Here is a 13,437-nt window from a genome sequence, read left to right on the forward strand (position 1 = left end):
ACTTTTTCACAGTTCTGGTCTGAAATAATAACTAGCCTCAGTTGTCGTCTCCTCTCTTACCCCAGGTTATTTTCAGAAATTGCTAGAAGAACCTTGCCGACGCTCTTAAATGCGTAACTTGCTTGGACAGTACTTCCATTGGCACATCCTCCAACGCAATTGGTGCCGACACAACCGTGTTCCAATCAATCTGGGAGCCTGCCAGAAACTTCACCGCCTGTTCCAGGTGTCGCGGTTCGTAGTTATGGACACCGGTGATGGTGCGCCAACCGCGGACCAGCCACTCGGGATCGAGGGTATAAGCCGGGGAAGTAGCAACGCTTCCCGCCAGCACCGCTCGACCACCGATGTCGAGGCTGTCGAAGCAGGTGGTCACTCCAAACCCACTACCGGAGAATTCGAGGGTGACATCGAAAAGCTCTGGTTCGGCTTCATCACCAGACACTGAAGAGTCAGGTACAACTGCACCCAACTCCCGCGCCCAGCCAAGCCGAGTCTGATTGCGGTCAACGGCCACAACCTCAGCGGCGCCACCACGAACAGCCGCCTCAACGGCGATCAGGCCAAGCATGCCGATGCCCACAACAAGAACCCGCTTACCTGCAAGAGCCCCAGCCTGCTCCATACAGGCCATAACGGTGGCGCCGGCGCAGGGGGCGATGGAGGCAGCGACATCGGGAAGCGGTTCGGGGACTACCACCACTGGTTGATAGTTGCGCAGCATGATGTGGGAGGCGTAGGTTCCCGAAAGTGGCCATTCGCTATCGAAGGCCTCGTGACCAGTCTTTTTCAAGTTCCGGCATTTGGCGGTCATGCCTCTTTCACAGCGGTCACACTCCATGCACGGAGCAGTGACAGAGAAAACAACGCGCTGGCCAACCTGCAAATCTGGGTTGCGGGTGGCGTGGACGACTCCGACTCCCTCGTGGCCGAGAACGCTAGGGCAAGGCGCGCTGCGGCGACCGAACACGGTGTGACGGTCAGAGCCACAAATCGTAGCAGTGGTGATTTCCACCAGGGTTTCGCCTTCTTGCAAAGCAGGGATAGGAACTTCTTGCATGCGAAAGTCGCTACCGCCGTGCCAGACGAGCGCCTGGGCCATTTCTACTGGCGCAGTTGAAGAGGAAGTCGTTGGGGGAGTCGGAGTCGTCATTAGCGTTGTGTACTTAGTTGGTCAGATCTACAGTCCAGGGCTTACTTTCCGACGATGTCCAGTAGGTTCGCGGAGGAATCCAGAACGTGATCAACACCGAGGGACTCGAACTGTTCGCGAGTCAGGTGGCCGGTGAGGACACCGACGCTGGTGACACCAGCGGCCTGGGCGGAACGAACATCGGCCTCGGTGTCACCGGAGCTAATGACGGCAGCCTTGTCGGTTACACCGAGTTTCTCCATGACAGCCAGGATCTGGTCGGGCTCGGGGCGGCCGTGCTCGACTTCGTCACCGGCGACAACGGTGTCGATGATTCCGTTGTCCCACCCCATAGAGGAGACAATGATATCGACGATTTCGCGCGCAAAGCCCGTCGTCAAGCCGACTTTGATGCCTTTGTCGTGGAGAGCGTTCAGCATATCTTCGACGCCCGGCAGTGGGGTCGGCGGGTTTTCCTTGTAGGTGCGAGCAAGCTCGGCGCGGAAGAAGTCCCAAGCGTGGTTGTGGATCTCTGGGGTCGGCTCGATGCCGCCTTCATGGAGCAGATTGCCGATGGCCCAGTACTTCTCGGTACCCATGTAACGCTGGAAAGTCTCGTCGGAGTAACGGGCCCCTTCGCGTTCGGTGGCTTCGCGGAGGACGCGGTAGACCTCGTCACGGTCGTCGATGGTGGTGCCAGCCATGTCGAAGATAGCGAGCTGGTAAGTCATGGAGTTTTCCTTTTCGGTAGAAGGGGACGGGGCTTGGGTGGGGAGTGGATTAGCGAACGGCGGCACGCAGCCACATGGACAGCGCCTCGACGACAAGGACGACAGCGACCATGAGGATGAGAATGTAGGTGACGACGTCGAACTGGTTGACTCGAGAGGCATTGAGCAGCTGAAAGCCAATGCCGCCGGCACCGACGACGCCGAGCAGCGTGGCCGAGCGGATGTTGGTGTCCAACAGGTAGAGGCAGTGCGCAATGAAAGATGGGATTGCCTGGCGGACAGTGGCGGCGAAGAAAATCTGTGACTCGGTCGCACCGGTGGTGCGCAGAGCTTCTTGGACGTCGGTGTCGGTTTCTTCCAGCGAGTCGGCGACTAGCTTGGACAGCAGACCAACGGCGCCGAGTGCCAGCGCGAGCGTGCCGGCGACCGGGCCCAGCCCAGAGATGACCACGAAAATGATGGCCAGAATCAGCTCCGGGATGCCGCGGATGATCACGATGAGCACGCGGAAGAAGCCGTGCACCCACTTGTTGGCGACCACGTTGGAAGCGGCCATGATTCCAATCGGGATGGCGACGATGGCGCCGAGGAAGGTGGCGGCGAAGGCGATTTGCAGGGTATCGAGAAGCAGATGGAAGATCTCGCCGGCGATACCACCGGAGGACGGCGGTAGGAACAGCGCCATGGTCGATGGAAGGTTGGCCAGGCCGCTGAAGAAGTTAGAGGCGGAGATCTCTGTCTCGGCAAATGCGGCGATGGTGATGACCACAAGCGCGATGGCGGTCAGCACGCGGGAGACGCGAGCTGCGCTCCACGGCGGGTTAATCGACAGCTTGGCCTCGGACGTTGCAGCTGCCGTCTGCTTGGCGGTTTTGCGCTTGTCCCTGACTTTGGTGCCCCACATGCGGTCAACCCAGGTGCCGGCCAGCAATGAAGAGTGGGACTTGCGCATAATCAGCGCACGCAACGAACCGGAGAGAAGCTCCATGAGGATGCACAGCAACAGCACCACAAGAGCCAGTGCCATGCCCCCGCGGTAGTTGAGGGTGCGCAGCGAGTCGGCGATTGCCATACCGATGCCGCCGACACCGACATAACCCAGCAGCACCGAGGTACGCAGATTGATATCGAAACGGTGCAGCGCGGTGGCAATGAGCTGCGGGGTCAGCGCCTGCGGGATAGCCGAGACAATCTGCTGCGTGCGGCTACCGCCGACCGACTCGATTGCTTCGCGGGGGCCGTCGTCAAGCTCTTCGATAGCGTCGGCGTAGAGCTTTGCGACCATACCGACAGAGTGGATACCCATAGCGAGAATGCCGCCGATCGCGCCGATACCGAACATGCGGATAAACACGATGGCCAGCACCAAATCGGGAATCGCGCGAGCCAGCACAATCAGCGCGCGGGAAATCCACCGGGCGGTGGGCGAGAACGTAGTGGTGCGCGCGGCGATGACAGCCAGCGGCACAGAGAGAATCACCGACAGCGCGGTGGCGAGGAAGACGATCGCCAGGGTCTCGCCGATGAGGCTGAGCAGCTCGGCCATCGGCGGGAATTCCAGCGGGAACATGCGCGCGACAAAGCTGGCGGCATTGTCCGCGGACTCGCTGATGGTGACGAGGTTGATACCAATCGAATTAACAGACCACGCGCCGACAGCTGCGAGCAGAATCAGCACGGCAGTCGCGGCGATGGAATTGTAATTGTGGGGCTTATTTTCAGCAGCCGACGCACGCGGCTGGGAAACGGCAGGAGCGGTCATTGGTTTACGCCTCCGTCTTGAGCGATGCTCTGTTGGTTGCATCCTCGCTGGTCTCGGATACCGACTGGTAGATGGTGGCGGCGGTCTCCGCAGTCATGCCCCTGGTCTCGCGGTCGAACTTCACACGACCTGCCTGCAGACCAATGATGCGGTCCGCAAAATCCACAGCCAGCTGCACCTGGTGCAGAGAGGAAATCACGGTGAGGTTATCCTCGCGAGAAATCTGCTCCAGCAGCTCGATGACCTGGTTAGACGATACCGGGTCAAGGGCAGCGACGGGCTCGTCGGCAAGCAAAATCTTCGGGTGCTGCATGAGTGCACGCGCAATGGCAGCGCGCTGCTGCTGACCTCCCGAGAGCGTATCGGCGCGCTGATGAGCACGGTCGGCGAGTCCCACGCGGTCCAGCACCTCAAGAGCCTCCTGCTTAACCCGCTTCGGGTACGAGAGCAAGGAAATGCGCGGCCCCTTCAGATCTCCCAGAGCACCAGTGCAGACATTTTCCAGCACCGACATCCGGTCGACCAGGTTAAAGCTCTGGAAAATCACGCCGATGTCCTTGCGCAACTCACGCAGTTCGCGCTTCTTCAGCTCGTTCAAGTCCTGACCCAACACACGCACCGTGCCTGACGACGGAGTGTGCAGCGCATTGATATGGCGGAGCAGAGTTGTCTTACCCGAGCCCGACAGCCCCAGGAGGACAGTGATCTCGCCGGTGCGGATACCGAGCTTGACGTTATCGAGGCCAAGTGTGGACCCGAAGTTCTTGGTGACATCGTGGAATTGCACTGCGAACTGCTGATCAATGGCGCGCTGCAGTTCGGGTGTCATTTTCTCAGCGTTAGAAGGCATAGTGATGTCCTTTAGTTTTTGATTGCGGGGCCGAAGATGGCTTTCGGACGATGGGATTGTGGGTTAGCGGGGTTTGAGGTTTGGGCCCTTTGCAGGGCCCTGGCGTGTTGGGTCTTAGGAGACAGCGTTGCAGGCGTCAGCCTTAGTGGTTTTGCAGATCTCGCGGATGGAATTGAAGTCCGCGTCGGTCACCGGCAGGTAGCCCCACTCGATTTCCTCCGGCAGGGTGCAGTCCTCTTCGCTGGTGCAGATGCCTTCCTTGACCAGAGCTGGTTTATTCGCCTTCTCGGTCAGGGCCTTCTTGATTTTGGTCAGATCCTCAGCAGAGATGGTCTCGGTGTTTAGCGCGATTGGGTCTTCGGTGATTGGATCCGATTCCCAGATGGACTTCAACGCGCCCGGCTTAATCTGGCTCGACTTCTCAAGGGTTTTCAGCATCGCGTCATGCGCGAAGGCCACGTCGCAGCCACCGTCGTTAAGCGTGAGCAGCGATGCATCGTGACCACCAGCCATGACGGGCTCGAGGTCGGCATCCGGCTTCAGCCCTTCATCCATAAGCCCCTTGGTCGGGACCAAATAGCCGGAAGTGGATGCTGGGTCGACGAAGCAGACCTTCTTGCCCTTGAGATCCTTTAGCGATTTGATGTCGGAACCATCCTTGACATAAGCAAGCGAGGTGTACGCCGGATCCTTACGCTCATCATTGGTAGGGGAGGCAACAGCTTCGATTGACACGCCGGAGTCATGAGCGATGACGTAGGAGAACGGGCCGTAAGAGGCGATGTCGATCTTGCCGGCGCGCTGGCCCTCGACGACTGCAGCGTAGTCGGATGTGTTCTGGAACTCGACCTTCTTGCCGGTCTCCTTGGCAATCAGCTTGACCAAATTGTCGTAGTCCGACTGGAGGGACTGAGAGGACTCGGTCGGAACGGCGGCGAAAGTGATGGTGTCATCGGCAGCTTCGTTGGAGTTGTCGCCACATGCCGCCAAGAATGGGGTAGTCAGGGCGACGAGGGCCAGGGACTGGGCAATCTTGCGGGTGGCGCGGGAGTTGTTGAACATGGCGGAGCTTTCTGTGTGAGGCCTTGCGGGCGCGAGTTGTGGGGTGTGGAAACAAGGTTCTGGAATGATTGTCAAGCCAACTACTCAACCTGTCTAGTCGAGTTGAGAGAATTTATGTACAGGTCACTTTGAGTTCAGCTTGGCGGGTTGTTGGTAACCTTTTAGGGCTTTAGAAGTCTGAGAGCTCCGTCGGCTTTGTGCCTTGTAGGGCCAAGTCGGCAATGCCGAAGGACAAGGTCATTCCAATGCCAGAAGTGACGACGACAACTGTGGTCTGTGAGTCTGGCTGCTCAAAAATGAGATTGGTCTTGGTCGAATCTGAGTAGCGACCCTGCCAACGCTGGATGACCTTCGGCTCCTGAATGCCGAAGTATGTGCAGGCGGTATCCAGCAGGAGATTTGAGGTCGTCTCTTGCAAGAATGGGTCGGGGGAGAGGTCGTAAGCGTGGGAGTCGCCGATGAAGAGCCCCTCTTCGATGCCGGTAGACATCACATTTGCGACGCAATTGACCAGCTCTGGGGAGTTGTCGCGCAGCTCCTGTTTTAGTGATGCTGCACTTGGCAGGCCAGCGAAGCCGTCATAGCGTGCGAGTGAGGTACCCGTGAAAAGTGCGATGTCTTTCGGGATGCGGGTTGGACGTTCAATGAGTGCCATTTGTAGGGTGCAGACGCGCACCTCGTATTCGTCGGCAAGCTCCGGGAACAGATTGGTGAGCCAGAAGTTTGTACAGCAGATTACGCGTTCTGCCTGGTAATTTTTGCGATTTGTGCCGACGCGGCCGCCCGCGACAGTCTTGACTTCGTGACGCCAGTTGAAGATAACGCCCTGGCTCTCTAGCCATGCGGCCAGCCGTGGGGCAGCTTCGCGAGGATTGACGCGCATGTCGAGGGGGAGGTGCGCGCCGCCGAGGCATTTGAGGTCTGGGTTGCCGATGGCGGTGGCAATTTCGGAGTGGCTCAGCAGCTTGACCTGGTCGGAGCTGCGGTGGTTGGCGAACTCTTCAAGGAGTTGCATTTCGGTTTCGGTGACAGCTGGGATGTAGGTGCCGGAAGTTGCAGCCCATAGTCCGGTTTTTTGGGCGGCTTCGGCCCAGCCGGAGCGGGCGTTCATAGCGACATTTTGTATGGCGTCGGCCTGGCCGGTAAAGCAGGCGTGACCGAAGTTCATGATGGATGATCCGACCGGGCGCTCGGCGCGGTCGATGACTCGAACGGATAGTCCTTGTTGGTGTGCTCGGAATGCGGTGGCGAGGCCAAGAACGCCAGCGCCGACGACAATCAAATCGGTGTGTGCATCTGTTTGCATGAGCTCATTGTGTGACACGGTAGGCAACCTGTCTATACAGGCGAGGCGTATTTCATGGGGAGTTTGCCAAGATGTCGTTTAGTTAACCGTCTGTACGGGTAAATTTCCGTTTGGGAGGGATAATGTGGCTCATAGTCGTGTTTAAACTTGGTTATCAGGTCTACTACTTGTGGCGTAGATGGTCAGAGTTTGAACCAAGTAGTGCTGTACTTGGCTAGATGTGGCCGGGCTAAAAGCGAATTAGCTCGATCTGAAGATAAAGAGACGAAAGGATGCTGCGACCGTGGCACGCAAACAACAGCATCAAGAAATTGCCTCGTACCTGCGTAAGGCAATTCGAGATGGTTCGATGCCGCCGGGTTCTGCTATTCCCTCGGAGGCGGAGCTTGGTCGGCAGTTCGGCGTGGCTCGTGGCACAATTCGGCAAGCCATTGCCACGCTGCGGTCCGAGGGTCTGGTTTCCTCTGGGCAGGGCCGACGGACTCGCGTGCTCGATACGGTGCCGACCTTTTCTTTCGACGAAGTCATTTCCTTTACTCAGTGGTGCCAGAAGACCGGTGCGGAGCCAGGGCAGCAGACGCAGTGGGTAACACGACAGCCTGCAGGGTCGGAGCTAGCAGCGCATTTGGAAATCGCGGACACGGATCAGGTTGTCTCCGTACTTCGGCTCCGGCTTATGGATGGGGAGCCAGCTATGGTCGAGAGGCTGAATTACCCTCTGGACGTCGGCAAGCACATTCTGACCTTTGATACTGATTCGGGTTCCATCTACCGGCACCTGCTGGATAGTGGTGTGGACATTGCGTATGCGACGCGCACGATCGACGCGGTTCCGGCCAATGAAGAGGATGCTGCACTGCTGGAGATCCAGGCGGGTGCGCCTTTGCTGCGAGTCCGGCGCCGTGCATTCACGCTGGACGGAGTGCCGATTGAGGCCTCCGATGACCGCTACCTGGCGAGTAAGGCGAACTTCTCGGTGACGACGGCACGGGGCAATGCGTCACCAATCTCGCTGCAGGCTGGGGAGGGCGTGCGGTAGGGGCTTGTGGGGATTTTCTTGGGGAGGGACGGTGGTGGCTATGAATTGAATTGGCGAAGCTGCCACTGTGAATGATTCTCGGCGAAGGCGGCTGCGGCTCCTTAATTCAACATCGCGCGACACTCTTCCTCGGAATGACCAGAGTTCAGGCAATCTGCCCAGTCGATTTGGCCTTGGACCCACGGGGATGGCTCGTTGTTCTGAGGCTCCGGGGCAGTGTTTGTGGAAGGGCCGTCATAGAATTTGTTAGCGCAATACTGCGTCCAACCGGAGGTGCCGTCGGTAAACCAGGTGGTGCCCTGCTCGTAGAGTCCCTGCGAGGATTTCGCGCAATGCGAAATCGTTTTGTTTATAGCTGTCGGCTCGCCGTTGGGTGCGCCGGTGTAACCGGTGGGTCTCGAGCTTTCTGTCGTCCGGGTCGGGGGGGGGTTGACGGGTTAGGGGTCTTGGTGGTGGATTGTGTCGTCGATTCTGTGCTGCTTTCTGAGCTGGTGACAGTTTTTGTAACCGTAGTTGGTTCCGGTGCTTTTTCCGGTTCTCCGTTGGAGCAAGCCGAAAGGCACAGTGCTGGAATAGTCAGTGCGAGGGCGAAAATGTGTCGTTTGTGCATGTGAAATACCTTACTGTACGGGCAGGTGAAAAGGTGTTTTCATTGAGTTCTGCTATCAGTGACGTGGTTTCCTCGCTGGAGGTGTAAGGCCCCGCATTGATGATGGTCCGACATGATTGTGGAACAGGTGTTTAATCTCACCGGCGATTTGGACTTCGGCAGCAATCCCGTGGGATTGCAAAGAAAGTAGGGCTTGTTTTGGCCTGTGGTCGATATCACTTTAAAAGCCTGCGGGCTTGTAAGTGAATAGCATTATAGTTATATTTAGTTTACTTTTTATTCACCCCTTTGAGAGGCTTTCATTGATCGCCTTTCAGAGTACGATAACGATTCGTAGCCTGATTTTTGCTTTTGCCCATGCCGTAGTTCTTATTGGAAGCGTTTTACTATTCACTGCTCTAGGCAAGGAGTAATCATGGGCACTCAACGAGCATTTGCAAAACTGGCACGGTCAGCCACGGCACTCGTGGCTGCAGCTGGTGTCGCTATGGTAGCTGCTCCCATCGCGGCTGCTGCACCGGCTTCGGCAACTGGTAATGATCAGGTTCTGTCCTGGACCGAAATGGGCGCTTGGGGACCGAAGGCAAATGATTTCCCTACCGTCATGATTAAGCAGGGGATGACCGAAAACATCAGCCCCGAGGGCACGAATGTGCAGTGTGTTCCTGCTCCTGGTGAGAATCCGGTCGTCATGATCCATGGTATGAACACGAACTCGTACCAGACCTATGTTCGCATGGCACCGGAGCTAAAGGCAATGGGTAAGTGTCTGTACGCATTTAACGTCGGCAAGCTAGGCCCTGACGAGTTTTCGGTGCTGGGCTCTATTCCAACCATGCGTAACATGACCCCGTTGGATACCGCTTTGGCAGAGCTGACTGCGAAGATTGACACCCTCAAGGCGGAAACTGGTGCAACCGCCGTTGATATTGTTGGACACTCTGCCGGTGGTGCCTTGGCTGCCGCCTACGCCAAGCAGGAGCAGGGCCGGGGGATTGGCACTATCGTTTCCCTGGCGGGCGTGCTGCATGGCACAACTCTGCTGGGCGCTTCCTACGGCTTGGAGCAGCTCAACCAGTTCGACAACGCTGGTGACAAGGCTGCGGGTTTCATTGTCAGCCCGAGCCTGGTGGATCTGCTGCAGCACAGCCAGTTCATGGCCAAGATGAATGAAGGTGGCCTGGAGCAGCCGGGCGTCAACTACGTTGCAATCTCGACTCAGGTTGATGAAGCCGTCACGCCAATGGCTGCAAGCCAGTGGAATGCACCGACTTCCAACAACATCCTCCTACAGGATGGTTGCTCTGCGGATCTGTCGGGCCATATTGGTCTGACCTTCTCGCCGCGAGCAATCGCGCTGGTAGCGAATGCGCTCGGACGTAATGTTGAGGTTCCGTGCGTGCCGGTAACCGCAGTTTTTGAAGGCGGCATCAACGACAATGCCAATGTTCGCCCAGAACACGTCAATGCCGTCTCTGATGGCATCACGGAAATAGACGGACGCATCGCTCAGGCTGCCGGGTCGCGGTAGCGATAGTCGCGAGCAGTAGTTCTTGATAAAAGGCGCGAGTCGACAGCGATAATAGCTAGTCGGATCGCGCCTTTTTCGCCATCAAATCCAGGGCAATAGCGGCACCAATAATGGCCGCGCGTAGCTCTGGTGGCAAATCATCCTTGAGCTGCAAAACATAGCGCTCATTGCCGGATAGGAGATTCGCAAACCCCGACCACTTGCGTGACATCTGTGCAACTTTGATGTCGTTGATCATAAAAGTGGCGTCGTAGTGCCAGAGGTCTCCGTCGACACGGCAGTCAGCAAAACCGGGGATTGAAATTTCCAGCTTCCGCTGAAAGAACGCAAACTTCTGCTGAATAGTTGCCAAAAGGCGCGATGGCCCTACTCCGCCCTGCTGCTTGCCCTCAGAGTCTGTCGCCTGCGAGCCAGGGTAGTAGACCTCGTAACGGTCAAGGGTAAAATCGGTCGGGTCGGTGATAACGAATACCGGAGTGCCGTCCGGCTCGGACACTGTCAGACGACGAGAGCCCATAAACATTCGGCTCAGCGTGCTGCCCGTAGTTTCGATCTTTCCGATGCAGTGGCCCTCGGTATCCAGTATGTCGAAATCATCCGCCATGAAATTTCGAATCTGCTGGATAACGATGTTGTTGTGCGAGAGCAATCCCTGGTGGCGCCCTTGCTGCGGCGGAAGCTGCTCGGGCGCGGGAGGCTGCTCCGGCGCGGCAGGCTGCTGCCCGGAAGCATCTTCCTGATCGTGCTGTGGAATCTGATCCCACAGCGACTTTGGGTTATCCCAATATGAACTCATGGCAACAGCCGTCCTTTGGTGGTGCTAAAAGCTGAGTGGCTTAGAAGTTCTCTACGAGTGCCTTGTTGAAAGCCTCGTTGAAAGCCTCGAGGTCGGCCGGGGTGCGGGAGGAAATCAGGTTGCCGTCAACGACAACTTCCTCATCGACCCAGTTGGCACCAGCGTTAATAAGGTCAGTCTTGACGCTGATGTAGGAAGTAATCGTACGGCCCTTCAGCACATCCGCATCGGTGAGAATCCAACCGCCGTGGCAAATCACGCCAATCGGCTTGTTGGCTGCGGCGAATCCCTTCACTAGCGCCACGGCATCCTTATCGATGCGAATCTGGTCTGCATTTACGGTGCCGCCAGGCAGAATCAGGGCATCATAATCATCGGCAGAAACGCTGCTGATCAGCTTATCGACATCCACCTTCGAGCCATTCTTGCCCTCGATGGATCCATCCTCGGTGGAGATAACGTGCACGGTCGCACCGGCATCCTTCACGGCCTCAGCCGGGCTAGTCAGCTCGGAGTCCTCGAATCCGTTAGTGGCCAAAACTGCAATGTTCTTATTCGTTAGGTCAGTCATAGCCCCGAGGGTAACGACGTGGTCGCGTTTATGCATCCGCCCGAGTATTGTTTTGCTTGCAATATTGAAAATTACTTTAACGGAGGGCGGAAAATGCCTCATTATGAAGTTCTTCAGGTGGTTCTGAAGGAAAAGTTCATCGGTACCGGCTCGGCTAATCTGACAGAGCTTGAGAGGGTAATCAACGACAAGGCTTCGCAGGGGTTCCGGTTGCACACGATTACTACTGCCTCTTCGGGCAGTAAGGGACTGATGGGCGGGGACCGCATCCAGGCGACCATGATTTTTGAAAGCCTTACCTAGTTGCGTAAGTGATCTCCGCCATTGTGAAAAATAGCTTGCGCTTATACCCGCGCAGGCGATATTCTGAAGTCCCGTGGTTACGAAATACATCATCGTTACAGGAGGCGTTGCCTCCTCCCTCGGCAAAGGCTTAACTGCGGCTTCGCTCGGCCGCCTGCTTACCTCGCGTGGTCTGAAAGTGACTATGCAAAAGCTCGATCCCTACCTCAATGTGGATCCGGGCACCATGAACCCCTTCCAGCACGGCGAGGTCTTCGTCACCGAAGACGGCGCGGAAACCGATCTGGACTTGGGGCATTACGAGCGCTTCCTCGACCGCAATCTCTCCGCCGGCGGCAACGTCACCACCGGCAAGGTCTATTCTTCGGTCATCGCTAAGGAACGCCGCGGCGAATTCCTCGGCCAGACCGTGCAGGTCATCCCGCACATCACCGACGAAATCAAATCCCGCATCGTCGCTATGGGCAATGCCGACGCAAGCGGCGACAAGCCCGACGTGGTCATCACCGAAATCGGTGGCACCGTCGGCGATATTGAATCGCAGCCCTTCCTGGAAGCTGCGCGGCAAGTGCGTCACGACGTCGGCCGCGAAAACGTCTTCTACCTGCACGTGTCACTGGTTCCGTACCTCGGCCCCTCCAAGGAACTGAAGACCAAGCCCACCCAGCACTCGGTGGCCGAACTTCGCTCGATTGGCCTGGTTCCCGATGCCGTCGTTTTGCGATGCGACCGCGACGTTCCCGACTCCCTCAAAAACAAGATTGCGCTGATGTGCGACATCGACCGCGAGGGCGTGGTGTCCTGCCCAGATGCGCCGAGCATCTACGACATCCCGAAGGTCCTCTACGACGAGCACCTGGACACCTTCATCATTCGCCGCCTCAATCTGCCGTTCCGCGACATGGATTGGGCCGTGTGGGGAGACCTGCTTGAGCGCGTCCACAACCCGAAGGGCGAGGTCACGGTGGCGCTCGTCGGCAAGTATATTGACCTGCCGGACGCCTACCTGTCCGTCGCGGAAGCTGTGCGCGCCGCCGGTTTCGCCCACCGCGTGAAGGCGAACATTCGCTGGGTTGCCTCCGACGACTGCGAAACCCCCGAGGGGCTGAAAGAAAACATGGCCGGCGTTGACGCGATTGTCATCCCCGGCGGCTTCGGCGGGCGTGGGATTGAAGGCAAGATTGCGACCATCCGCTACGCAAAGGAAACCGGCACGCCACTTTTGGGAATCTGCCTGGGCATGCAGTGTGTTGTCATCGAGGCGGCACGCACCGCGGGCGTTGAAGGCGCGTCGTCCACCGAGTTCGACGAGAACGCGGCCGAGCCAGTGATTGCCACGATGGAGGAGCAGCTCCAGGCTGTCTCCGGCGAGGCTGACCTGGGCGGATCCATGCGCCTGGGTTCCTACCCGGCGAAGCTTGCTGAAGACTCCGTCGTCGCGCGCCTCTACGGCACCACCGATGTCACCGAACGCCACCGCCACCGCTACGAGGTCAACAACGCCTACCGCGCGCAGCTCGAAGAAGCAGGCCTGGTCATCTCGGGCACCTCGCCGGACGGCAAGCTCGTCGAATTCGTTGAATATCCCACAGACGTGCACCCATACCTCGTGGCCACGCAGGCGCACCCGGAGCTGAAGTCACGCCCCACCAACGCGCATCCGCTTTTCGACGGTCTCATCGCCGCAGCCCTCAAGCGCAACTAGCCTCGGCTCCGCCAGGTCCAATCCGGCCTACCTATTAGA

12 protein-coding genes are annotated in these 13,437 nt (G+C 57.9%); 4 read left to right on the plus strand and 8 right to left on the minus strand.

Going from position 1 to position 13,437, the window contains the following annotated elements; translation table 11 throughout:
• Positions 1 to 82: 82 nt before the first annotated feature.
• The 6 genes from HMPREF2860_RS01880 to HMPREF2860_RS01905 all read right to left on the minus strand — a co-directional run bounded on the left by HMPREF2860_RS01880 (position 83) and on the right by HMPREF2860_RS01905 (position 6,843).
• Positions 83 to 1,060, minus strand: coding sequence for an alcohol dehydrogenase catalytic domain-containing protein (locus HMPREF2860_RS01880; protein WP_236658585.1), 978 nt, complete (start codon positions 1,058 to 1,060; stop codon positions 83 to 85).
• A 134-nt stretch (positions 1,061 to 1,194) separates the two neighbouring features.
• Positions 1,195 to 1,863: an HAD hydrolase-like protein gene (locus tag HMPREF2860_RS01885; protein ID WP_070628519.1), complete on the minus strand. Its 669-nt coding sequence runs from the start codon at positions 1,861 to 1,863 to the stop codon at positions 1,195 to 1,197.
• Positions 1,864 to 1,912: 49 nt separating this feature from the next.
• Positions 1,913 to 3,625 (minus strand): phosphonate ABC transporter, permease protein PhnE, encoded by a 1,713-nt coding sequence (phnE, locus tag HMPREF2860_RS01890; RefSeq protein WP_070628520.1) that lies wholly within the window; start codon positions 3,623 to 3,625, stop codon positions 1,913 to 1,915.
• 4 nt (positions 3,626 to 3,629) lie between these two features.
• The gene (phnC, locus tag HMPREF2860_RS01895; protein WP_083309493.1) at positions 3,630 to 4,475 is read right to left on the minus strand and encodes a phosphonate ABC transporter ATP-binding protein; all 846 of its coding nucleotides are present in this window, start codon (positions 4,473 to 4,475) and stop codon (positions 3,630 to 3,632) included.
• 114 nt (positions 4,476 to 4,589) lie between these two features.
• The gene (locus HMPREF2860_RS01900) at positions 4,590 to 5,537 is read right to left on the minus strand and encodes a phosphate/phosphite/phosphonate ABC transporter substrate-binding protein (protein ID WP_070628521.1); all 948 of its coding nucleotides are present in this window, start codon (positions 5,535 to 5,537) and stop codon (positions 4,590 to 4,592) included.
• Positions 5,538 to 5,706: 169 nt separating this feature from the next.
• Positions 5,707 to 6,843, minus strand: coding sequence for a TIGR03364 family FAD-dependent oxidoreductase (locus HMPREF2860_RS01905; protein WP_070628772.1), 1,137 nt, complete (start codon positions 6,841 to 6,843; stop codon positions 5,707 to 5,709).
• A gap of 283 nt (positions 6,844 to 7,126) precedes the next feature.
• Between HMPREF2860_RS01905 and HMPREF2860_RS01910 the strand changes: the two genes are divergently transcribed.
• On the plus strand, positions 7,127 to 7,882 hold the full coding sequence (locus tag HMPREF2860_RS01910; RefSeq protein WP_070628522.1) for a GntR family transcriptional regulator: 756 nt from the start codon (positions 7,127 to 7,129) through the stop codon (positions 7,880 to 7,882).
• 1,025 nt (positions 7,883 to 8,907) lie between these two features.
• Positions 8,908 to 10,023, plus strand: a complete 1,116-nt coding sequence (locus HMPREF2860_RS01915) for a lipase family alpha/beta hydrolase (RefSeq protein ID WP_070628523.1) — start codon at positions 8,908 to 8,910, stop codon at positions 10,021 to 10,023.
• 55 nt (positions 10,024 to 10,078) lie between these two features.
• On the opposite strand, the gene HMPREF2860_RS01920 is transcribed toward HMPREF2860_RS01915, so the two are convergent.
• Together HMPREF2860_RS01920 and HMPREF2860_RS01925 are read right to left on the minus strand one after the other, a co-directional pair.
• Positions 10,079 to 10,819 carry an LURP-one-related/scramblase family protein gene (locus HMPREF2860_RS01920; RefSeq protein WP_070628524.1) on the minus strand — a complete coding sequence of 247 codons (741 nt, stop codon included), beginning with the start codon at positions 10,817 to 10,819 and terminating at the stop codon, positions 10,079 to 10,081.
• Between the two features lie 40 nt (positions 10,820 to 10,859).
• Complete coding sequence (locus HMPREF2860_RS01925) at positions 10,860 to 11,390, minus strand: type 1 glutamine amidotransferase domain-containing protein (RefSeq protein ID WP_070560379.1); 531 nt, start codon at positions 11,388 to 11,390, stop codon at positions 10,860 to 10,862.
• Positions 11,391 to 11,408: 18 nt separating this feature from the next.
• Here HMPREF2860_RS01925 and HMPREF2860_RS01930 point away from each other — a divergent pair, with 18 nt between their 5' ends.
• Both HMPREF2860_RS01930 and HMPREF2860_RS01935 read left to right on the plus strand, forming a co-directional pair.
• Complete coding sequence (locus HMPREF2860_RS01930; protein ID WP_239392972.1) at positions 11,409 to 11,693, plus strand: DUF4177 domain-containing protein; 285 nt, start codon at positions 11,409 to 11,411, stop codon at positions 11,691 to 11,693.
• A gap of 73 nt (positions 11,694 to 11,766) precedes the next feature.
• Entirely contained in the window at positions 11,767 to 13,398 is a 1,632-nt protein-coding gene (locus HMPREF2860_RS01935) for a CTP synthase (RefSeq protein ID WP_070628525.1), read from the plus strand.
• Positions 13,399 to 13,437: the final 39 nt, after the last annotated feature.

This window comes from Corynebacterium sp. HMSC064E10 (genome assembly GCF_001812505.1).
Classification (GTDB): Bacteria; Actinomycetota; Actinomycetes; order Mycobacteriales; family Mycobacteriaceae; genus Corynebacterium; species Corynebacterium amycolatum.

Coding starts and splice junctions, on each gene's coding strand:
- HMPREF2860_RS01885 (WP_070628519.1), bottom strand. CDS start 1,863: ATGACTTACCAGCTCGCTATCTTCGACATGGCTGGCACCACCATCGAC.
- HMPREF2860_RS01915 (WP_070628523.1), top strand. CDS start 8,908: ATGGGCACTCAACGAGCATTTGCAAAACTGGCACGGTCAGCCACGGCA.
- phnE (WP_070628520.1), bottom strand. CDS start 3,625: ATGACCGCTCCTGCCGTTTCCCAGCCGCGTGCGTCGGCTGCTGAAAAT.
- HMPREF2860_RS01905 (WP_070628772.1), bottom strand. CDS start 6,843: ATGCAAACAGATGCACACACCGATTTGATTGTCGTCGGCGCTGGCGTT.
- HMPREF2860_RS01880 (WP_236658585.1), bottom strand. CDS start 1,060: ATGCAAGAAGTTCCTATCCCTGCTTTGCAAGAAGGCGAAACCCTGGTG.
- HMPREF2860_RS01900 (WP_070628521.1), bottom strand. CDS start 5,537: ATGTTCAACAACTCCCGCGCCACCCGCAAGATTGCCCAGTCCCTGGCC.
- HMPREF2860_RS01925 (WP_070560379.1), bottom strand. CDS start 11,390: ATGACTGACCTAACGAATAAGAACATTGCAGTTTTGGCCACTAACGGA.
- HMPREF2860_RS01920 (WP_070628524.1), bottom strand. CDS start 10,819: ATGAGTTCATATTGGGATAACCCAAAGTCGCTGTGGGATCAGATTCCA.
- phnC (WP_083309493.1), bottom strand. CDS start 4,475: ATGCCTTCTAACGCTGAGAAAATGACACCCGAACTGCAGCGCGCCATT.